Below are 20,123 nucleotides of genomic sequence, written 5' to 3' on the forward strand. Positions count from 1 at the left end.
AAGTTCCGGCCCTCGCGCGACACTGTCCGCACAGGCTCGGCGGCCGGCCGACGGGTGAGGGGGACGGGGAATGCCGAAGACGTGGTTCATCACCGGCAGCTCGCGCGGGCTCGGCCGCGCCCTGACGACCGCGGTGCTTGACCGTGGTGACCAGGTCGTCGCGACCGCCCGTCGCCCCGCACAGCTCGATGAACTCGTCGACCGGTACGGTCCCCGGATCCGGGCTTGTGAGCTCGACGTCACCGATCGAGCTGCCGCGCGGCGTGCCATCGCGGCCGCCGTCACGGCGTTCGGCCGGATCGACGTCGTGGTGAACAACGCCGGTTACGCCAATTCCGCACCCGTGGAGGAGGTTTCCGACGACGATTTCCGCGCGCAGGTGGAAACTAACTTCTTCGGTGTCGTGAACGTCACGAAAGCCGCGCTCTCCGTGCTGCACCGGCAACGGGCCGGCCACATCGTGCAGATCTCCTCGGTTGGCGGCCGCGTTGGTGGATCCCCGGGCATCGCCGCGTACCAGGCGTCCAAGTTCGCCGTCGCAGGGTTCTCGGAGGCACTCGCCGCGGAGGTAGCTCCGCTCGGTATCAAGGTGACGATCGCCGAACCGGGGGCCTTGCGCACGGAATGGGCCGGCTCGTCGATGGCCGTCGCGACCGTCTCGCCGGACTACGAAAGCACCGTCGGTGCGATGAACCGCCGCCGCGCTGGTTTCAACCGCAACGCTCCGGGCGATCCCGCCCGCGCCGCGCACGCGATCATCGAGGTGGTTATGGCCGACGATCCGCCACTGCGGCTGCTACTCGGCTCCGATGCGCTCAGTGCCGCGCTGGCCAAGTCACATCAGCAGATTGCCGAGGCGAACCGGTGGGCGGAGTTGAGTAAATCCGTAGACTATCCGCCCGTCGCCACCCCACACCGAGCTGCGCGCAGTCGATGACGCCGAACCTTGCGAAGCGTGTGCTCCGCGGAATGACCACGGCAACCGTGGTCTCCCCCGACGGCACCGTCATCGGCTATGAATCCGTCGGCGCCGGACCGCCTTTGCTGCTGGTGCACGGCAGCACGGGCACGCGGGCCCGCTGGCGCCCGGTGACGCCGGTGCTGGCGCGGCGCTACACGGTGCACGCGATGGACCGCCGCGGCCGGGGACTCAGCACGGCCGAGGCCGAACCCTACAGCTTGGGCCGGGAGGCCGAGGACGTCGCGGCCGTTGCCGAGGCCGTCGGCGGCGACGTCTACGTCGTCGGGCATTCCTACGGGGCGTTGGCGGTCCTGGACGCCGCCCCGATCACACGCGCCTTCCGGCGGATCGTGCTCTACGAGCCGCCCATACCCTCGCTCGGCCTCGACGTCGGCTCGCCTGGGGGCTGGGCACGGATCACGGCGCTGTCCGACCCACGCGACATCCTCGAAGCGTTCTACCGCGAAACCCTGCAGCTACCCGAGTCGGCCATCAAAGACCTTGCCAACCGCGAGTTTCCGTACCTCGCGGGGTCGATCCGGCATACCGCCGGCCGGGAACTCGCGCAGACCCGCGCCTTCCGCTTAACGGAGCGGCATGCGAACATCACCACACCGGTCCGCATGTTGCTCGGCACCGAGAGCCCCGCGTATTTGCGGGCGGCCACCGCGGTCCTCGCCGCGATGATCCCGGGCGCCACGATCGTCGCCCTGCACGGACAGGGGCACCAGGCGATCGACTACGACCCGGATCAGTTCGTCCGGGCGGTGCTGGAATTCGACTCCGAGGAGGTCGACTCCGGCGGTGTCGGGGCGGTCACCGCCTAGCGTCTGCCAAAGCCTCGATCCGCGCCGGGACGTGCTTGTGCCACGGTGTGCCGGCGTAGGGGTCGCGCCACTGCGTGGAGGTCAGCGCGTTCGGCGCCACCCCGGGAACGACGGTGCGCCCGTCGTCGCCGACGTAGTCCAGCCCAAAACCGTTGGGCAATGCGGCATGACCGGCCAGCATGGTCTCGCTGATCTCGACGGTGGCCTCGGCGCTGCCCGCCGCGGTGCTGATCCGGGCGCGGCACCCGTCGGCCAGCCCGAGGGCCTGGGCGTCTTCGACGCTGACCCGCAGCGCGCCCTCGGCATCGCGTTTGCGCCAGGACGGGTCGCGGAAGATGTCGTTGGCGGTATAGGCGCGCCGCTCCCCCACCGACAGCACGATCGGGAACTCTTCGGTGGTCAGCCGCGGCGGGCCGCTCGACAGCTTCGCCAATTCTTGCAGCATCGCCGGGATTTCGAGCGCGATCTTGTGGTCGGGATGGCCGATCAGGGTGAAGTCGTCCGCGTAGTCGTGCACGGTGAACGTCACCCCCGACGGGTTGTCCAGGATGGCGTCGAACAGCGCGTTGCCGTCGGCGTGACCGGCGCGGCGCACCGCCTCCGGATAGGTCAGCGCGGTCTTTTGGGCCAGGCCCCACAGCGCGGCGGCGCCACGCAGTCCGTCCGGCAGGGTGGGCCCCAGCGTTTCGTACAGCACAAACGGAAGTAGCTGCGCCACAGTCGGATTGGTGGACACAGCGGTCAGGAACGCTTCGGTGTAGGCGTGCCGGCCGCGCCGCGCGGCGTCGTGCAGCGGCCGCAGATCCGCCTCCGTCACCACCCCGAGCGCCCGCACCAGCCGGGCCCAGATCTCGGGTTCGGGCAGCGTGCCCGGCAGCGGCGTCAGCAGCGGGCGGCGCAGCTGAAAGGTGTTGCGCGGGAACTCCAGGTTGAAGAAGGTGGCCTCGGGCTTCTCGAACTGGGAGGCGGCCGGCAGCACATAGTGCGCCAGCCGGGCCGTCTCGGTCATCGCCACGTCGATGACCACCATCAGTTCCAGCGACGCGAAGGCCTCCCGGCACGCCGCCGAATTGGCCAGCGAGTGTGCGGGATTGCTGCTCTCCACGATCATGGCCCGGAACCGGTCCGGGTGGTCGGTCAGGATCTCCTCGGGCACCACGTTCGACGGCACCAGGCCGGAGATGATGGGCGCGCCGGTCACCGGGGTGCGCCCGGAGAACTGGCCGAATAGCGGCGCGAACGACGAATGCAGATGCTGGCCACCGCGTTTCGCGAAGTTCCCGGTCAGGATCCACAGCAGCTTGTTCAGGTAGGAGCACAGCGTGCTGTTGGGCGCCTGCTGCACGCCGAGATCCTCGAACACCGCCACGCTGTCCGCGGTGCCGATGCGCCGCGCTGCGGTGCGCAGCAGCTCCTCGTCCACCCCGCAGTGCGCCGCGTACTCGGACACCGCCACGTCACGCAACGCATGGCGGACGGCGTCGGCGCCGCGCACGTGCTCGGCGAGAAAGGCTTCGTCGCAAAGGTTTTCCTGGACGAGGACCGCGGCCAGCGCGGCCAGGCACCACGCGTCGGTGCCGGGACGCACCCGCAGGTGGAAGTCGGCCATCTTGGCGGTGTCGGTGACGACGGGATCGATGACGATCATCGACCGCGCCGGATCCTTCGCGATCTCGTTGAGCACCACCCGGGCGCGCGGAAAGCTCTGCGACATCCACGGATTCTTCCCGACGAACACCGCGACCTCGGCGTGCTCGAACTCGCCGCGGGTGTGACCGCCGTACAGCTGGCCGTCGATCCAGGACTCCCCGGTTTTCTCCTGCGCCAACGCATTCGACCGGTAGCGCGAGCCCAGCGCCTTCAGGAAGGCGCCGCTGTAGGCCCCGCCCAGATGGTTGCCCTGCCCGCCGCCGCCGTAGTAGAAGATCTTGTCGCCGCCGTAGCTGTCGCGAATGCGCTTGAACCCCTCGGCGATCTCGACGATCGCGGTGTCCCAGTCGATCTCCTCGTAGCTGCCGTCGGGGCGGCGGCGCAGCGGCGAGGTCAACCGGGCGCGGCTGTTCTGGTAGTGGTCCAGCCGCAGCGCCTTGTTGCAGGTGTAGCCCTGCGAGGCGGGGTGCGCCTTGTCGCCGCGGATGCGGGCCAGCCGGCGGTCTTCCACTTGGACGACGATGCCGCAGTTGCATTCACAGAGGATGCAGGCGCTGGGTTGCCATTCACCGGTCATGTCGGGATTTCCTTCCTGCGGCGGTTTCGCCGGCAAGTTCTGCGGCCAGCAGGTCGCGCAGTTGGCGGTGCACGACGTCCAGGGGTGCCGGGTCGCGGCGCGCCCGGGCCAGCACGATCGCGCCCTCCAGCGCGCTGGTGGCCAGCACCGCCAGCTCGGCGGCGCGGCGCCGTCGTATGCCGTCGGCGATGAAGCGCTGCGCGATCAGGTCGGTCCAGCGGTCGAAGGCCGCGGCGGCACGCTCGATCACCGGCCGCTCGGCGTCGGATTGTTCACCCGCTTCCACGGCGACCGCTACCACCGGGCAGCCGGCGCGAAAGTCGCTGTCGCGCAGCTGTTCCCGATAGGTGTCGATCAAGGTGTCCAGCAGCCGGGCGCCGCTCTCGGCCCCGGCGATCACGGCGGCGACGTACTCGCCAGCGAAATCGACTGCCTCACAAAGCAATTGGGTGCGGCCACCAGGAAAGTAGTGGTAGGCCGATCCGCGCGGCGCGCCGCTGTGCTCGAGCACGTCGGAGATCGCGGTGGCGTGCGCCCCGCGCTCCCTGATCAGCAGCGCGGCCGAGACCACCATCTTTTCGCGCGGACTGCGCATCGTCGCTCCTCGGGCCGGATATGTATGATGCTATACATAATCGCGGGCGCCGCGAAAGCCCCAGCGCCTGCTGGGGCAATCCGGAGCTAGCCCGCCGGGCGGTCCAGAGCTAGTTCATCCAGTCGGCGGAGCCGTCGTTCTTCTTGTAGTCGCCGCCGCTGGAGTTCTTCACGATGATCGGGTCACCCGGACCGAAGTTGTCGAAGAACCACTTGGCGTTGGCGGGGCTGATGTTGATGCAGCCGTGGCTGACGTCGCGCTTGCCCTGGTCGTCCACCGACCACGGCGCGCTGTGCACGTAGTCGCCGACGTTGTCGAACCGGACCGCGTCCTCCACGGTCACCTTGTACCCGTAGGTCGAGTTCACCGGGACGCCGTAGGTCGACGAGTCCATCACCACCGACGCCTTCTTGTCCTGCACGTAGTAGGTGCCGTTGGGGGTCTGGTGGTTGCCGGCCGTCATGCCCATCGACATCGGGAACGTCTTCTCCACGGTCCCGTTGCGGGTGACGGTCAGCTGATGGGTGGCGTCGTCGGCGGTGGCCACCAGCGTGTCCCCGGTCTGGAAGTTGGTCACCGTCCCGCCGGCGTCCACGGTGACCGCGGTGTGGGCGGGCCAGAAGCTCAGCGGGCGCCAGCGCAGCTGGGTCGGGGTCATCCAGTAGAACTTGCCCGGCACCGGCGGCACCGACGAGACGTGCACGGCGCTGATCGCGGCGCCGGCGTCGTCGACCCGGCCCGGGAAGTTGATGATGATCGGCTGCGCCACGCCCACCGTCGAGCCGGTCTTGGGCACGAACGTGGGCGGGCCGAACGGCGGCGTGCCGGTGAACGGGGTGGGGTCCTGTCCGGCGGCCGGGGCGGCGGCCGGTTGCGCGGCGGGGGGCAGCCACGGCGCCGGCGGGGCGGCCGGCGGCGGTGGTGCCAGCGGGTCCGGCGGGGGCGGCGGCGCCAGCGGATCCGGCGGAGCCGGCGGGCCGGGCGGGGCTGCCACCGCGCCCGGATCGGCGGGAGCCGGGTCCGGGTCGGCCAGCGCGGGACCGGCGCTGAGCACCAGCGCCAAGCCGACGACCGACACCACGGCGGCGTTCAGAGCGGCGAAGAGCGTTCCCCTCGTCCAGCCCGACATAGGCATACCTCCACTCATGTTCTCGACCACAGTGTCGCATAGCAGGCTTGCCAGCTACCGTCGCCGACGGCCGCGCCCGCCCCGGAAAGGGCCGTGATTACCGCGTCGAGCAGGGCGGTTATGAATCGCGTGAGCTTGTCGGGGCAACGTCCAGCATCCGCCGGTTGGCGGCGATGCCGACCAGCGCCACCGCCATCAGCACCCCGGAAGCGCTCAGCATCAGGATGACGCTGCGCTCATAGAGCAGCCCGCCCAGCAGCGACCCGGCCATGATGCCCACCTGGAAGGCCGTCACGTACAGCCCCGAGGCGCCGTCCGGGTCGTCGGCCCCGTTGCGCATCGCGGCCGACTGCATCATCGGCGACACCGCGGTGGCCATCGCTCCCCACAGCACGATGGCGGCGGTCCCGATCAGCGCGGTAGTCGCCCCGGTCGGGCCGCCGAACGCCAGCGCGGTCAGCACCGCGAAGGCGGCCGTCAGACCCGTCATGCACAGGATCACCGCACTCTTGGGCCGGTGGTCCAGCGGCCGCGCGACCAGCGGCACCGACAGCAGCCCGGCCAGCCCGTAGGCGGCCAGCACCCAGGCCAGGGTCGGCCCGCGCACCCCAACCACGTTGCGGATGATCTCGACGATGAAGGTGTAGGACACGAAATGGCCGGTCACCGCCACCATGGCCAGCAGGCTCACGGTGATCAGCCGGCCGTTGCGGTGGTGCCGCGAGCGTGGCCCGACGTGCGCCAGCTGATGCTCGGTGAGCACCATCTCCGGCAGCATCAGCCGGGCCGCGACGGTGACGACGGCGGCCGCGACGGTGACGCACACGACGGCCAGCCGCCAGCCCCACATCAGGCTCAGCGCCGCGGTCAGCGGGCTGCCCACCACCAGCGCCAGGCTGGTGCCGACGTAGATCGACATGGTGGCGCGCCCGGCGTGGCTGGGCGGCACCAGCCGGGTGGCGATCGGCGCGATCACCGACCACAACAGGCCGTGGGTGATCGCGCACAGCACCCGCCCGGCGGCCAGCACCGCGAAGTTGGGCGCCAGCGCCGAGATCAGCTGAGAGGCGGTCAGGCAGGTCAGGCTCGCCACCAGCACCCGGCGGCGCGGCAGGTGCGCGGTCCAGCGCACCAGCGGGATCGTGGTCAGGGCCGCCACCAGCGCATACCAGGACAGCAGGGTGCCCACCAGGACCAGGCTGACCTGCAGATTGCGGGCGATCGCGGGCAGCGCGCCGACCGGCAGGATCTCGGCGGTGACATAGGTGAAGGCCGCGGCGGCGAGAATGGCGAGCTGAGCCGCGATCCGTGGGGTCCACGTCCGCGCGGCTGCGTTGGCGGTTTCGGCAGTCATCACAGTCATCGCTTGGGTGTGCGCAGTCGGCTAAGCAATGCCGCAAACCAGATCGCGCTCCCCTACCGTACGCATACCGGTCGCCGGTTCATCCATCTTGGCCGGGCAACACGCCCGGGCGATCAGGAGCGAACCAGGCGCGCGATGGCGGCGGACGCCTCGGCGAGCTTCTCGTCCGCGTCGTCGCCGCCGCCGGCCACCGCACGGGTGACGCAGTGGCCCAGGTGCTCGTCGAGCAAATTCAGGGCGACCGAGCGCAGCGCGCTGTTGACGGCGCTGATCTGAGTGAGGACGTCAATGCAGTACTTGTCCTCCTCGATCATCCGGGCGATGCCGCGCACCTGGCCCTCGATGCGCCGCAGCCGCTTGGCGTAGTTGTCCTTCTGCTGCGAGTACCCGTGTTCGTTGGTCATCGTCGTTTCACCCCTGCCGATCTGGCTGCCCCGCGACGGCATCACCCGGCCCCAGCTTATACCCCGCCCCGGTATAACCCCGGGAGCTGGTATCGCGACTGGCCAGCGCATACTTGAACGATGCCCACCACCGATTCGGCGCGCGCCGCCGACATCAAGCAGCCCGACATCAAGCCGCGCAGTCGTGACGTCACCGACGGCCTGGAGAAGGCCGCCGCCCGGGGGATGCTGCGGGCGGTAGGCATGGGCGACGAGGACTTCGCCAAGCCGCAGATCGGGGTGGCGTCGTCCTGGAACGAGATCACGCCGTGCAACCTGTCGCTGGACCGGCTGGCCAAGGCGGTCAAGGAAGGCGTCTTCGCCGCGGGCGGCTACCCGCTGGAGTTCGGCACCATCTCGGTGTCCGACGGCATCTCGATGGGCCACGAGGGTATGCACTTCTCGCTGGTGAGCCGCGAGGTGATCGCCGACAGCGTCGAGACGGTGATGCAGGCCGAGCGCCTGGACGGCTCGGTGCTGCTGGCCGGCTGCGACAAGTCGCTGCCCGGCATGCTGATGGCCGCGGCCCGCCTGGACCTGGCCTCGGTGTTCCTCTACGCCGGCTCGATCCTGCCCGGGGTGGCCAAGCTGTCCGACGGCAGCGAGCGCGAGGTGACGATCATCGACGCGTTCGAGGCCGTCGGCGCGTGCGCGCGCGGGCTGATGCCGCGCGAGGACGTCGACGCCATCGAGCGGGCCATCTGTCCCGGCGAGGGCGCCTGCGGCGGCATGTACACGGCCAACACCATGGCCAGCGCCGCCGAGGCGCTGGGCATGTCGCTGCCGGGCAGCGCGGCCCCGCCGGCCACCGACCGCCGCCGCGACGGCTTCGCCCGGCGCAGCGGCCAGGCCGTCGTCGAGCTGCTGCGCCGCGGCATCACCGCCCGCGACATCCTCACCAAGGAGGCGTTCGAGAACGCGATCGCGGTGGTGATGGCGTTCGGCGGCTCCACCAACGCGGTGCTGCACCTGCTGGCCATCGCCCACGAGGCCGACGTGGCGCTGTCGCTCGACGACTTCAGCCGGATCGGGTCGAAGGTGCCGCACCTGGCCGACGTCAAGCCGTTCGGCCGGCACGTGATGACCGACGTCGACCACATCGGCGGCGTGCCGGTGATGATGAAGGCGCTGCTGGACGCCGGGCTGCTGAACGGCGACTGCCTGACGGTGACCGGTGCGACGGTGGCGCAGAACCTGGCCGCGATCGCCCCGCCCGACCCGGACGGCAAGGTGCTGCGGGCACTCAGCGATCCGCTGCACCCGACCGGCGGCATCACCATCCTGCGCGGGTCGCTGGCGCCCGAGGGCGCGGTGGTCAAGTCCGCCGGCTTCGATTCCGACGTGTTCGAAGGCACCGCAAGGGTTTTCGACGGCGAGCGGGCCGCGCTGGACGCGCTGGAGGACGGCACCATCACCAAGGGCGACGCGGTGGTGATCCGGTACGAGGGCCCCAAGGGCGGGCCCGGGATGCGCGAGATGCTCGCCATCACCGGCGCCATCAAGGGCGCCGGGCTGGGTAAGGACGTGTTGCTACTCACCGACGGCCGCTTCTCCGGCGGGACGACGGGACTGTGTGTCGGCCACATCGCGCCCGAGGCGGTGGACGCCGGGCCGATCGCCTTTCTGCGCGACGGCGACCGCATCCGCCTGGACGTCGCCAACCGGGTTCTGGACGTACTCGTCGATCCGGCCGAATTCGACTCTCGGCGAACAGGTTTCACCCCGCCACCGCCCCGCTACAAGACCGGGGTGCTGGCCAAGTACGTCAAGCTGGTCGGTTCCGCGGCGATCGGCGCCGTCTGCGGCTAGCCTGGCCGCCTTGCGCTTTCGGCCTTCGGCGCGAGCGTGCCGTGGGCGACCACGCACGCTCGCGACCGAAAGTGGATCAGCCGGCCGATGCGCGGGTGCGCATGCCGAAGTAGGTGGCGTTGAGACCCAGGAACGTCAACAACGCACCCGCTACCACATTCGACCAGGTCATGCCGGCGGTCAGCACGACGCCCGGCAGGATCCAGGTCGACACGATGACCCATGCGCCCAGCACCGGCAGCGTCCAGGTCATGCCGTGCGCACGGTCCAGCGTCGTCGCGAACCCGTAGGCCAGGAACGCCGCCGCGATCCCGGCGATCAGGTCGGACGTGGCCAGCGATGCCGTCGCGCTGAACCCGACGATCCACGGTGAGGCCGCCACATACAGGCCGGCCAGCAGCGCAAGACCGAAGGTGAAGTGCGCACTCATCGACTCGGCGACGCGTTCGTAGCGGGCCCGCAGAGCCAACAAATCGGGGTGGTGATCGATTGATGAATGGACTGTACTCATTTTGTGACCTTTCTGTTATGCGGCAAGCCTTTTGAGCGGACCGCACCCATCCATCTGTGATCAAGATTACGCCCGCTCGACGGCCGCCAGCAACGAAAACCGGCGCCGGCCCAGCGCCCCAACCCGCGCCGAGCGTGGGGCCTCAGCGGCGCCGAGCGTGGGGCCTCAGCGGCGCCGAGCGTGGGGGATATGCGGCGCCGAGCGTGGGGCCTCAGCGGCGCCGAGCGTGGGGGATATGCACGGGATTGGGGTCGAATTCGTGCATATCCCCCACGCTCGCGAAACCGGTTCGGCGCCTGCGGCGTAACGTGGCGGGGCATGGACATCGCCGACCGGTTGCGGCTCGATGTTCCGGTCGAGCAGGCCGGGATGGGCGGCGGGCTGGCCGGTGCGCCGCTGGCGGCCGCAGTCGCCGCGGCGGGTGGCCTGGGCACGCTGGGCATCACCACCCCCGGCCGGATCAAAGCCTCGATCCAGCGGGTGCGTGAGCAGGCGCCCGGGCGCGCGGTCGCGGTAAACCTGTTGCTGCCCTTTACCCGTCGCCGCCACGTCGCGGTCTGCGTCGAGGCCCGGGTGGACGTCGTCGTGCTGGCGTTCGGCGAAAACCGCGGGCTCGTCGCGCACCTACGGCAGGCCGGCGCCTTCGTGTTCGTGATGGTCGGCACCGTGGCGCAGGCCCGCGCCGCAATCGCCTGGGGCGCCGACGGTTTGATCGCCCAGGGCCGCGAGGCCGGCGGCCATCTGGTGGGGACCACGGCGGCCCTGGACTTCCTGCCGCACGCGCTCGCCGCGGCCGCCGGCCGCCCGGTGTTCCTGGCCGGCGGCATCGCCACCGCCGCCGACAGCCGCGCCGCCCTGGGCGCCGGCGCCGACGGCGTCATCGCCGGCACCCGATTCCTGCTGACGCACGAGGCCGATGCGAGCCGCGGGTATCAGCAGCGAGTCCTGCAGGCGGACAACACGATCGAAACCAACCTGTTCGGGCTGAGCTGGCCGCTGCGCCATCGGGTGGTGCCCAACGCCGCCACCCGCCGGTGGTGCGGCGCCGACGGCAAGGCCAGGGCGCTGCCCGCCGCGCTCAACGCGGCGAGCCGCCCGCTGTCGGCGCTAGGCTATTTCGACGCGGGCGCAATGCTGCGCCTGCAATCGCCGCGCCGCCCGCTGTTCACCCCGCTGGCACCGGTGGCCGGCGTGCCGGACTCGCTGCTGGACAGCGCCGCGCTCTACGCCGGCGAAACCGCCTCGCGCATCGGCGAACTCACCTCCGCGCGCCAGGCCGTCGCCGACCTCACCCCGCGCTGAGGCCTAGCGCACCACCGCAAACGCGAAGCCGTCCCAGTGCTTGGCGCCGACCGTCTGGATCACCGCGGTGTCCAGCCGCGGGTGCTCGCCCATCGCCTGCAGCGTTTGGCGCACCGCCCGCGCTTGGGCGTCGGCCTCCGGCTCGAGGATCTGGCCCTGACGAATCACGTTGTCCGCCACGATGACCGCGCCCGGGCGGGCCAGCCGCACCGCCCAGTCCAGGTACGCGGGATAGTTCTCCTTGTCGGCGTCGATGAACACCAGATCGAACGGACCGGTCACCGACGGCAGGGTGTCCAGCGCGGCGCCGACGATCACCTCCACCCGATCGGCCAGGCCGGCCCGCTGCAGGTTGGCGCGGGCGACCTCGGCGTGCTTGAGCTCGTATTCCAGCGTCACCACCCGCCCCTGCGGGCCGGCACCGCGGGCCAGCCAGATGGTGCTGAACCCGCCCAGCGTGCCGAGCTCGAGGATGCGTCGCGCACCCATGGCGGTGGCCAGCAGGCTGAGGAACTTCCCCTGCTGCACCGACACCGCGATCGGCGGTAGTCCGGCGGCGCTGCTGGCCTCGAGCGCGTCGATCACCGACGGGTCGCCGCCGACCACCGTGCTGTCCAAGAAGGCGTCGACGTCTTTGGGCGTTGGTTTCTCGGTCATGCGTCCAACACTAGCCGCACCCGCGACGGTTCGCCGGACCGGTCGATCCGCCCATTTACTACATACCCGTGGGGGGTATATAGTAGGGGTGCGGTCGACCCGCGCCGCACGAGTCACAACAGGAAGAAATGGGTGAGTCACATGGCAACTTACGAGTCCGGAACCCTGCTGACCTGCGGCCACGAGGGCTGCGGCTGTCGCGTCCGCATCGAGGTTCCCTGCCACTGCTCGGGTGCCGGTGAGGAGTACCGCTGCACCTGTGGCGACGCGCTGACCCCGGTCAAGTAGTCCGTTGACCCGCTCGTACGTTCGGGCGCCTCACCGCCCGAACGTACGAGCGGTCAGCTCGACCGTGGCCGTCGAGCGCAAGGTAGTGGCCGAAATCCCCAGCGCCACCGTATGACTGCCCGCGGCGATCCGCCAGCTTCGGATGCTGCCGTCGTAGTGGGCCAGCAGTCGCGGATCGGCGTCGATGGTCACGTGCCGGCTCTCGCCCGGGCCCAGCTCGACCCGCTCGAATCCCAGCAGCCGTAGGCACGGCTTCCCGGGCATCGCCGTCAGGTACAGCTGCGGTACATCCGCCCCGGCGCGATCGCCGGTGTTGACCACGGTGAAGCCGGCGGTGATGGTGTCGCCGCCCCGCACGACCAGGTCGCGGTGTTCAAATCTGGTGTAGGACAATCCATGTCCGAAGGCGAACATCGGGACGTGGCCCTTGGCCGCGAACCAGCGGTAGCCGACGTCGGCGCCCTCGACGTAGTCGATGGCGCTCGGCGTTCCCCACGGTAGCCCGGCGCCGGGCAGCTGCGGACGCGGCGTCTGGTGCAGGCCGACAGGGAAGGTGATCGGCAGCCGGCCGCCGGGATTCACCCGGCCGGTGAGCACCTCGGCGATGGCCGTGGCGCCGGCCTGACCCGGATACCACGCCTGCACAACGGCATTCACCGCTCCCAGCCACGGCATGGTGACCGGGTTGCCGGTCTGCAGCACCACCACCGTGTTGGGGTTGGCGGCCGCCACCGCGCCGATCAGCTCGTCCTGGCCCGACGGCAGCGACAGATCGGCGAGGTCGAAGCCCTCCCCTTCGGCGCGTACCGCGAACACGATCGCGATGTCGGCGCGTTGTGCCGCCGCCACCGCCTCGGCCGGGCTGATTCCGGGATCGAAGTCAATCGTGTTCTCGGGCAGAAGCTTTCGCAGTTCCTGCAGCGGACTCGACGGCAGCAGGTACAAGTTGCGCAGCCCGGCCTCCAGCGCTGTGCCGCCGATCGGCACCACGGCGGCATACCCGCCCGCCGGAACGACGGTGCTGGAACCGAAACCGGCCGGCACGCCCAGTTGCGCGTACCCGCCGATGACGGCGATGCGCGCCGGCGAGTCGGGGCGCAACGGCAACAACCCGCGGTTGGTCAGCAGCACGATGCCCTGCCGCGCGATGCGCAAGGCAATGTCGTTGTGGGCGTTTAGATCTGGTGCCGGCGCCCGGTCCGACCGGTCGACGCCGACGGCGAAGATGGAGCGCAGGATGCGCCGGACCATGTCCGAGAGCCGATCCTTGGGCAACCGGCCGTCGGCGTAGGCGTCGCGCAGCGGCGCACCGAAGGATTCGGCCTGCCACAGCAGCGCGTCGATCTGGGCGCCGCATTCCTGATCCAGACCGCCCAGGGCGCATTCCCAGCCCGGAGTGGCGCCCCAGTCCGACATCACCCAGCCGCGATACGCCCAGGCGTCCTTGAGGACATCGTTGAGCAACACACTGTTCGCCGCGGCGTAGACGCCGTTGACCTTGTTGTATGCGGTCATCACGGCCCCGGGCTGGGCCCGTTCGATGGCCAACTCGAAGGCCAGCAGGTCGGATTCGCGGTGCGCGTCGGGGTCGATGACCGCGTCCAGAAAGTGGCGATTCGTTTCGTTGCAGTTCAGCGAGTAGTGCTTGACGGTCGAGATGACGCCCTGTTGCTGGATGCCCGCGACCGACTCCGCGACCATGGAGGCGGTCAAAAGCGGGTCCTCGGAAAGGTATTCGAAGTTGCGGCCGTTGCGCGGGTCGCGGGCCAGGTTCATCGCCCCGGCCAGCTGGACGTTGAATCCGCGGCTGCGGGCCTCCCGGCCGATCAGTTCGCCCGCGGCGCGGGCCAGCGCCGGATCGAAGGTGGCGGCCAGCGCCAGGCCGGCCGGAAGCGCGGTGGCGGTGTCACCCGGACGGTAGCCGGGGTTGGTGACACCCAGTCCGGCGTCGCTCATCAGCAGCGGCGGCACGCCGAGGCGCGGCACCCCCGGCACGTAACCCGCGCTCATCGGCACGTCCGCCGGGATGCGCTCGTCGCGCACCGGCCACATGTCGCCGGCGCCCATCACCGCGACCAGCAGCGAGAACCGCTCGTCGTCGGTCATCTGGGCCTCGACCGTGCGCGCCCGCTCGTCCGGATCTTTCATCGCACACCCTCTTTGGCGTAGACGACGCGCAGCACATGCCCGACTTCGGGTCCCATCACCAGCTCCGTCAACTCGCAGATCGTCGCGACGAACTCCGGGCCGTGCGGCGGCCCGGCCCGGCACAAATGATGCGCCACTTCGTGCAGCACCACCAGCTCGCGCAGGGCCCACTCGGCGGTGTCGCGGTCGGGCACCGCGATAACGCCTGCGCCGTAGCGGTTTTCGTAGTGCGCGGCGGTGGCGGCCCGCCGCGGCCGCACCCGCAGCGGCGGCACATCAGGCCACCGTTGCCGCACCGCGGGCAGGGCCAGCACCTGGTCCACATAGCGTTGCACGGAGGGCACCGAGCCGAATCGGCCCTCCGGCGGCAGCGTCAGCCGGGTGCCGAAGAACTCCACCGCGGGTGACCCGTGCTCGGCGGCGCGGTCGAACAGCGTCCGGACGAACTCCTCGGCCGCATAGACCCTGGAGCGCTGAGAATCCCGCGGCGGGGAGTCCCCGGGGCTCACCCGCTCAGCGCGCTCCGCGCCCCGGGCAGCTCGGGGCTGCTGCCCAGCCGCGCCCGCCTTCCGGCCCGATCGCCCGCCCGCCGCGCCGCCGAGGAATATCCGGCCGACGCGCGACTGGCCTGCCAGGTTCCGCGCGCCTTCGACGCGCTGCGGTAGAAGTCCACCAGCTCGATTTCCTTGTCCCGCAAGGCAATAGCGGTGCCCGGCGCGCGACGACGGTCCTTGGTGGCTTCCTGGCGCGCCTGATCGCGGGCCTCGGCCAGCCGCTGGCCGACACGCGCCCCGAAGGCCAGCTGGAAGTTGAGCCGGGCGGTGATGGTCGGGGTCGGGCGGTGCGCTCCCGAGGCGAGGTAGGCGTCGGAGGCGCGGACCATCTGCACGACCAGGCTGGCATACAGGGCGTGACTGGCGTCGATGTCCTCGGCGAACCCGTAGGCGTAGACGAACGTCGAATTGGAGGCCACATCGCAGCGCACGTCGTTGGCCGCCGCGATCAGCACGAACAGCTGCACGTAGGTGCGCAACCCCTTGCTGCCCGCCGCGCCGATGGTGATGGTGCGCTGGGTCGGGGCCTGGGCCGCCGAACGTTGGGCCGAATGCGAGCGGGCCACCGCGAGGTCGATGGATGCGGCCGTCGCGAGCCGCTGCGCGGCCGACATGAATGCGTCGGCCTCGTGGCTGTTGTCGGTGCCTTCGGCCTGCCGCAGCAGCGCGGCGATGCGCGCCAGCATCTTGTCGTCACTCACTTGCGCCGCTCCTCCTCATCGCTGCGCTCTGCATCGTCGCCGGCGGAAATCACCCGCGCCGCTCCTCCTCATCGCCAGCGGAAGTCATACGCGCCAACTTACGGGAGGGGTCCGACACGGGCGGCCTCACAGCCGAGCGGTGATCCAGCCGACCACATCGTCGAGCACCTGCTCGCGCTCGGGCTCGTTGAACACCTCGTGGTAGAGCCCCGGGTAGACCTTCAACTCGACGTCGGCCGAGCCCACGCATTCGACCAGGCGCCGGCTGCCGGCGACCGGGATCAACCGGTCGTCCGAGCCGTGCACGACCAGCAGCGGCGCCGTCAGCGCCGGGGCCCGCTGCGGCATCGTCTCACCCACCTGCAACAACGCGCGGCCCACGCCGGCCGGGACCTTGCCGTGGTACACCAGGGGATCGTTGCGGTAGGCGGCCACCACCTCGGGGTCCCGGGAGACGGCGTCGGCGTCGAGTTCCTGCGCGGGCAGCCCGGGCACGATCACGCCGAGCACCTTGGCGGCCAGCGCCAGCAGCGGCGACACCTGGTCCTGGGCCGCCACCGCGGGACCGGACAGCACCATCAGGTCGTAGTTGTCGGGGCGCTCGACACCGTAGGCGAACACGATCCCGCCGCCCATGCTGTGCCCGACCACGATGCACTTGAGGCCGTGATGCTCCCGGGTAGCGATGCCGACCAGGGTGTCGAAGTCGGTGGTGTATTCGTGGATGTCGCGCACCAACACCCGCTTGCCGCCGGAACGGCCGTGCCCGCGATGGTCCAGCGCGTAGGTGACCAGGCCGGCCGCACCGAAGCGCCGGGCGACGTGGTCGTAGCGGCGGGCATGCTCGCCGAAGCCGTGGGCCAGCACCAGCACCGCACGCGGCGCGACCTCCGGCGTCCAGACGTCATAGACGATGCGCACACCGCCGACGCCGTCGAAACTACGTTCGGTCCGGTTCACTGCGGGTCCCTCATCATTACCGGCAGCGTAATGGCTGCGGGTCCGCGCCGCGCTTGCAGACACTGCGTACGCTCATGCGGGTGAGCCTGCTCGCGCAAACCCCTGAAGGTGACTCGGTGGTGGGCGCCGATTTCACCGCGCACGCCGAACCGTACCGGCGTGAACTGCTGGCCCACTGCTATCGGATGACGGGATCCCTGCACGACGCCGAGGATCTGGTGCAGGAGACGCTGCTGCGGGCCTGGAAGGCCTACGACCGCTTCGAGGGCAAGTCCTCGGTGCGGACCTGGCTGCATCGCATCGCCACCAACACCTGCCTGAGCGCGTTGGAAGGCCGGCAGCGCCGGCCACTGCCGGTGGGACTGGGCGCCCCCAGCGCGGACCCCACCGCCGAGCTGGTCGAGCGTCGCGAGGTGCCCTGGCTGGAACCGCTGCCGGCGCTGTCCGACGACCCGGCCGACCCGTCGGTGATCGTCGGCTCGCGCGAATCGGTGCGGTTGGCGTTCGTTGCCGCGCTGCAATACCTTTCGCCGCGGCAACGGGCGGTGTTGCTGCTGCGCGACGTGCTGGGCTGGCGCGCCGCCGAGGTCGCCGAGGCGATCGGCACCACCACGGCCGCCGTCAACAGCCTGCTGCAACGCGCCCGCGCCCAGCTGGACGCCGTCGGGCCCAGCGCCGATGACCAACCGGCGCAGCCCGATTCGGCCGAGACCCAAGACTTGTTGGCGCGCTACATCGCCGCGTTCGAAAGCTACGACATCGACCGCCTGGTCGAGTTGTTCACCGCGGAGGCGATCTGGGAAATGCCGCCGTACACCGGGTGGTATCAGGGCGCGCGGACCATCGTCACCCTGATCCATCAGCAATGCCCGGCCGAGGGCGCCGGCGACATGCGCCTGCTGCCGCTGATCGCCAACGGCCAACCGGCGGCGGCCATGTACATGCGGGCCGGCGACGTCCATCTGCCCTTCCAGCTGCACGTGCTGGATGTGCGCGGGGACAGGGTTTCGCATGTGGTGGCCTTCCTCGACGACAGCCTGTTCGCCAAGTTCGGGCTGCCCGCCGCGCTGGGTCCCCGGCAGGAAGGTGTGCGCGCATGACGAGTTCCACCGTCGGGGTCACGCCGGTACCCGGCAACCCGCGGCTGTTGCTGAGCGCCTATGACCTTGCGACGGTCGGATACGTCGCCGAGGAGTTCTTCGTGTCCGCGACGGCGTCCCGTTACGGCCCGACGGGCGAGCTGGGCGCCGACGGGTGCTGGGAGGTAACCCGTTGCGGCGCCGCCGATTTCACCACCCGGGTCGTGGTGCTGACGCCCGCCGAGCCGGCCCGGTTCAACGGGACCGTGCTGGTGGAGTGGCTCAACGTGAGCGGCGGCATCGATGCCGCCGCGGTCTGGATGATGGCACACCGCGAGATCCTCCGCGCCGGTTACGCGTACGTCGCGGTGTCGGCCCAGCGGGTGGGCGTCGAGGGCGGCGAGAGCCTGCTCGGCGCGGACATGTCGCTGAAAAGCCAGGACCCGCAACGATATGCGGCGCTGCACCACCCGGGCGACGCGTTCAGCTACGACATCTTCTCCCAGATCGGCGGGCTGCTGAAAACCGGCGGGCACACGGCGATGCTGCGCGGCCTGCCGGCCCGACACGTGATCGCGCTGGGCGAGTCCCAGTCGGCGATGTTCCTCACCACCTACATCAACGCCGTCGACCCGCTGGCCGGCGTCTTCGACGGCTTCCTGGTTCATTCCCGGTTCGGGCCTGCCGCCCCGCTCGACGGGACCTCGATCTTCACCGAATCGACTGAGCCGCAAGCGGTGACATTCCGGCCGGAGCTGCGCGTCCCGGTGCTGACGTTGATCACCGAGACCGATGTGTTCGGCGGTCCGCGCGAGGGCTACTACTTCGCCCGCCAGCCCGACAACCCCAGGCTGCGGGTCTGGGAGATCGCCGGGGCCGCGCACGCCGACAACTACACGATTCAGGTGGCTTTCATCGACAGCGGCTCGGCGCCACTCGAGGACATCGTTTCCGGCTACGCGCCGACCAACATGCTGATGGGCCAGCAGTTGCCGCACTACATCAACTTCGGCCCGCAGCACCACTACGTGGTGCAGGCAGCGCTGGCGGCCCTGAACACCTGGGTCACCGCCGGCCAGCCGGCGCCGGGAGCCGAGCCGTTGCAGGTGCGGGAAGGCCCTGCGCCGCAACCAGTTCTGGACGGCAACGGGCTGGCCCGCGGAGGCCTCCGCACCCCGTGGGTGGACGTCCCGATCGCCCGAACCTCGGGGCTGGGCGGTCAGGAGAGCGTCATGTCGGCGATCTTCGGCTCCGGCGAACCGTTCGACGCCGCCACCCTCGAGCGGATGTATCCCGGTGGGCGGACCGAATATCTGGAGCGCTTCACCGTCGCGCTGGACGCGGCGATCGGCGCCGGGTTCATCCTGCCCGCCGACCGCGCCGAGATACTGCGGCTCGCCGCCGCGACGTTTCCGGGTTAGAACAGCCGGCTGTCCGGCGGTGGCCCCGGCACCGGGCGCACCAGCCCGGCCCCGGTGATCAGCGGCAGGTCCAGCGCCGACAGCAGGCCGGGCGGCGCCGCGCACACCGCCGGGATGGCGTTGACCATCCGCGACGACCCGGCAATCCGGGCTCCCAGATCGTGGTCGTGATCCTCGGCCATCTCGAATTCGCAGCGCATGCTGGGCGAACCCTCGATCTCCACCCGGTACAGACCGCGGCCCGACGCCAGCCCGTAGCCCAGGTCCTTGGGCGCGATAGCAATCCGCGGCTGGGGCCAATCCGGCGCCAGGTCGTCGCGCATGCGGGTCACGTGATCGAGCACGAACGTCGGCTTCGCGCCGACGTAGCCGGTCAGCGTCGAGCGCATCGCGGCGATGGTCCCCGCCGCGATGTGACCGGTTGGCGTGTCGAAGGATTCGGGCGCCGGAATGCGCTCGTTGCTCTCCTCGATGTGGTCGATCTCGACGCCCAGTCCGGCGGCCAGCTGGTGCAGCACGGGACCCCAGCCGAAGGTGAAGATGCCCGGCTGGGCCGCGAATGCCGGGTGGTCCGGCGGCTGCCCGAACCCGAGGATCTCGTAGACGGCGGAGGCGTCCGGATAGGTCGCGTAGTTGAACATCTCGGTGACCCGCACCGATTCGATCACCCTCGACACGCCGGTAAGTACCAGTGGCAGAACGTCATTGGCGAATCCGGAGTCGATGCCGGTGGTGAAGAAGGACACCTGCCCCTCGAGCGCGGCCGCCCGCAGCGGCTCAGTGAAGGCGCTGTCGACGGCGTCGGGAAAGACGAGCGGCACCACCGAGCACGACACCACGTTCTTTCCGGCCCGCAGGATCGACACCATGTCCTCGACGGCCTCCAGCGGCCGCAGGTTGGCGCCGGCGGCGTATACCACGGCGTCGGCGTCGCCGGCGAGCATCGCCGCCGGGTCCTGGGTGGCCACCACGCCGACCGGCGCGACGCCGCACAGCTCTCCGGCATCCCGGCCGGCCTTGGCGTCGCTGTGCACCACCAGGTCGACCAGCTCCAGCTGCGGGTGGTCGATCACCCCGCGCAGGGCGATCACGCCCATCGAACCCGGGCCCCACACTCCCACCTTGTACACGCTCTTCTCCTACTATTA

18 protein-coding genes and 1 pseudogene are annotated in these 20,123 nt (G+C 70.4%); 7 read left to right on the forward strand and 12 right to left on the reverse strand.

The window, feature by feature from the left end; translation table 11 throughout:
- Positions 1 to 70: 70 nt before the first annotated feature.
- Both MAA44156_RS21960 and MAA44156_RS21965 read left to right on the forward strand, forming a co-directional pair.
- On the forward strand, positions 71 to 937 hold the full coding sequence (locus tag MAA44156_RS21960; protein ID WP_009979702.1) for an oxidoreductase: 867 nt from the start codon (positions 71 to 73) through the stop codon (positions 935 to 937).
- A gap of 32 nt (positions 938 to 969) precedes the next feature.
- On the forward strand, positions 970 to 1,788 hold the full coding sequence (locus tag MAA44156_RS21965; protein ID WP_009979703.1) for an alpha/beta fold hydrolase: 819 nt from the start codon (positions 970 to 972) through the stop codon (positions 1,786 to 1,788).
- Here MAA44156_RS21965 and MAA44156_RS21970 read toward each other — a convergent pair.
- From MAA44156_RS21970 to ricR, 5 genes are all read right to left on the reverse strand, one after another.
- Positions 1,778 to 4,015: a molybdopterin oxidoreductase family protein gene (locus MAA44156_RS21970; RefSeq protein ID WP_009979704.1), complete on the reverse strand. Its 2,238-nt coding sequence runs from the start codon at positions 4,013 to 4,015 to the stop codon at positions 1,778 to 1,780. The two genes, MAA44156_RS21965 and MAA44156_RS21970, sit on opposite strands and share 11 nt — an antisense overlap.
- Positions 4,005 to 4,610, reverse strand: a complete 606-nt coding sequence (locus MAA44156_RS21975; protein ID WP_009979706.1) for a TetR/AcrR family transcriptional regulator — start codon at positions 4,608 to 4,610, stop codon at positions 4,005 to 4,007. Before MAA44156_RS21975 ends, MAA44156_RS21970 begins: the two co-directional genes overlap by 11 nt.
- A gap of 109 nt (positions 4,611 to 4,719) precedes the next feature.
- Entirely contained in the window at positions 4,720 to 5,739 is a 1,020-nt protein-coding gene (locus MAA44156_RS21980) for a L,D-transpeptidase (RefSeq protein ID WP_003874102.1), read from the reverse strand.
- A 118-nt stretch (positions 5,740 to 5,857) separates the two neighbouring features.
- Positions 5,858 to 7,093: an MFS transporter gene (locus tag MAA44156_RS21985; protein ID WP_003879103.1), complete on the reverse strand. Its 1,236-nt coding sequence runs from the start codon at positions 7,091 to 7,093 to the stop codon at positions 5,858 to 5,860.
- A gap of 122 nt (positions 7,094 to 7,215) precedes the next feature.
- A complete protein-coding gene (gene ricR, locus MAA44156_RS21990; RefSeq protein WP_003874104.1) occupies positions 7,216 to 7,506 on the reverse strand; it encodes a copper-sensing transcriptional repressor RicR in 291 nt (96 codons plus the stop codon).
- A 120-nt stretch (positions 7,507 to 7,626) separates the two neighbouring features.
- Here ricR and ilvD point away from each other — a divergent pair, with 120 nt between their 5' ends.
- Complete coding sequence (gene ilvD / locus MAA44156_RS21995; protein ID WP_003874105.1) at positions 7,627 to 9,354, forward strand: dihydroxy-acid dehydratase; 1,728 nt, start codon at positions 7,627 to 7,629, stop codon at positions 9,352 to 9,354.
- 76 nt (positions 9,355 to 9,430) lie between these two features.
- Here ilvD and MAA44156_RS22000 read toward each other — a convergent pair whose 3' ends face one another.
- Positions 9,431 to 9,865 (reverse strand): SPW repeat protein, encoded by a 435-nt coding sequence (locus MAA44156_RS22000; RefSeq protein ID WP_003874106.1) that lies wholly within the window; start codon positions 9,863 to 9,865, stop codon positions 9,431 to 9,433.
- A 318-nt stretch (positions 9,866 to 10,183) separates the two neighbouring features.
- Between MAA44156_RS22000 and MAA44156_RS22005 the strand changes: the two genes are divergently transcribed.
- Positions 10,184 to 11,167, forward strand: a complete 984-nt coding sequence (locus MAA44156_RS22005) for a nitronate monooxygenase (RefSeq protein WP_009979713.1) — start codon at positions 10,184 to 10,186, stop codon at positions 11,165 to 11,167.
- A 3-nt stretch (positions 11,168 to 11,170) separates the two neighbouring features.
- Here MAA44156_RS22005 and MAA44156_RS22010 read toward each other — a convergent pair whose 3' ends face one another.
- Positions 11,171 to 11,824 (reverse strand): O-methyltransferase, encoded by a 654-nt coding sequence (locus MAA44156_RS22010; protein ID WP_009979714.1) that lies wholly within the window; start codon positions 11,822 to 11,824, stop codon positions 11,171 to 11,173.
- Positions 11,825 to 11,965: 141 nt separating this feature from the next.
- On the opposite strand from MAA44156_RS22010, the gene mymT reads away from it, so the two are divergent.
- Complete coding sequence (gene mymT, locus MAA44156_RS22015) at positions 11,966 to 12,112, forward strand: copper-binding metallothionein MymT (RefSeq protein WP_042791826.1); 147 nt, start codon at positions 11,966 to 11,968, stop codon at positions 12,110 to 12,112.
- Between the two features lie 30 nt (positions 12,113 to 12,142).
- On the opposite strand, the gene MAA44156_RS22020 is transcribed toward mymT, so the two are convergent.
- From MAA44156_RS22020 to MAA44156_RS22035, 4 genes are all read right to left on the reverse strand, one after another.
- The gene (locus MAA44156_RS22020) at positions 12,143 to 14,260 is read right to left on the reverse strand and encodes a beta-glucosidase (RefSeq protein ID WP_023879438.1); all 2,118 of its coding nucleotides are present in this window, start codon (positions 14,258 to 14,260) and stop codon (positions 12,143 to 12,145) included.
- Positions 14,257 to 14,769: a TIGR04338 family metallohydrolase gene (locus MAA44156_RS22025; protein WP_009979718.1), complete on the reverse strand. Its 513-nt coding sequence runs from the start codon at positions 14,767 to 14,769 to the stop codon at positions 14,257 to 14,259. Before MAA44156_RS22025 ends, MAA44156_RS22020 begins: the two co-directional genes overlap by 4 nt.
- The gene (locus MAA44156_RS22030) at positions 14,766 to 15,515 is read right to left on the reverse strand and encodes a DUF2786 domain-containing protein (RefSeq protein WP_003874112.1); all 750 of its coding nucleotides are present in this window, start codon (positions 15,513 to 15,515) and stop codon (positions 14,766 to 14,768) included. Before MAA44156_RS22030 ends, MAA44156_RS22025 begins: the two co-directional genes overlap by 4 nt.
- A 126-nt stretch (positions 15,516 to 15,641) precedes the next feature.
- The gene (locus MAA44156_RS22035) at positions 15,642 to 16,436 is read right to left on the reverse strand and encodes an alpha/beta hydrolase (RefSeq protein ID WP_372454847.1); all 795 of its coding nucleotides are present in this window, start codon (positions 16,434 to 16,436) and stop codon (positions 15,642 to 15,644) included.
- Between MAA44156_RS22035 and MAA44156_RS22040 the strand changes: the two are divergent.
- Positions 16,429 to 17,575, forward strand: a pseudogene (locus MAA44156_RS22040) (sigma-70 family RNA polymerase sigma factor). The gene MAA44156_RS22035 and the pseudogene MAA44156_RS22040 overlap by 8 nt on opposite strands.
- Entirely contained in the window at positions 17,572 to 18,975 is a 1,404-nt protein-coding gene (locus MAA44156_RS22045) for an alpha/beta hydrolase domain-containing protein (RefSeq protein WP_009979722.1), read from the forward strand. The pseudogene MAA44156_RS22040 and the gene MAA44156_RS22045 overlap by 4 nt, the downstream one beginning before the upstream one ends.
- On the opposite strand, the gene MAA44156_RS22050 is transcribed toward MAA44156_RS22045, so the two are convergent.
- Positions 18,972 to 20,105, reverse strand: coding sequence for an NAD(P)H-dependent amine dehydrogenase family protein (locus MAA44156_RS22050; RefSeq protein WP_009979723.1), 1,134 nt, complete (start codon positions 20,103 to 20,105; stop codon positions 18,972 to 18,974). The genes MAA44156_RS22045 and MAA44156_RS22050 overlap by 4 nt on opposite strands.
- Positions 20,106 to 20,123 lie beyond the last annotated feature (18 nt).

Source organism: Mycobacterium avium subsp. avium, from assembly GCF_009741445.1.
In the GTDB taxonomy this organism is placed as follows: Bacteria; Actinomycetota; Actinomycetes; order Mycobacteriales; family Mycobacteriaceae; genus Mycobacterium; species Mycobacterium avium.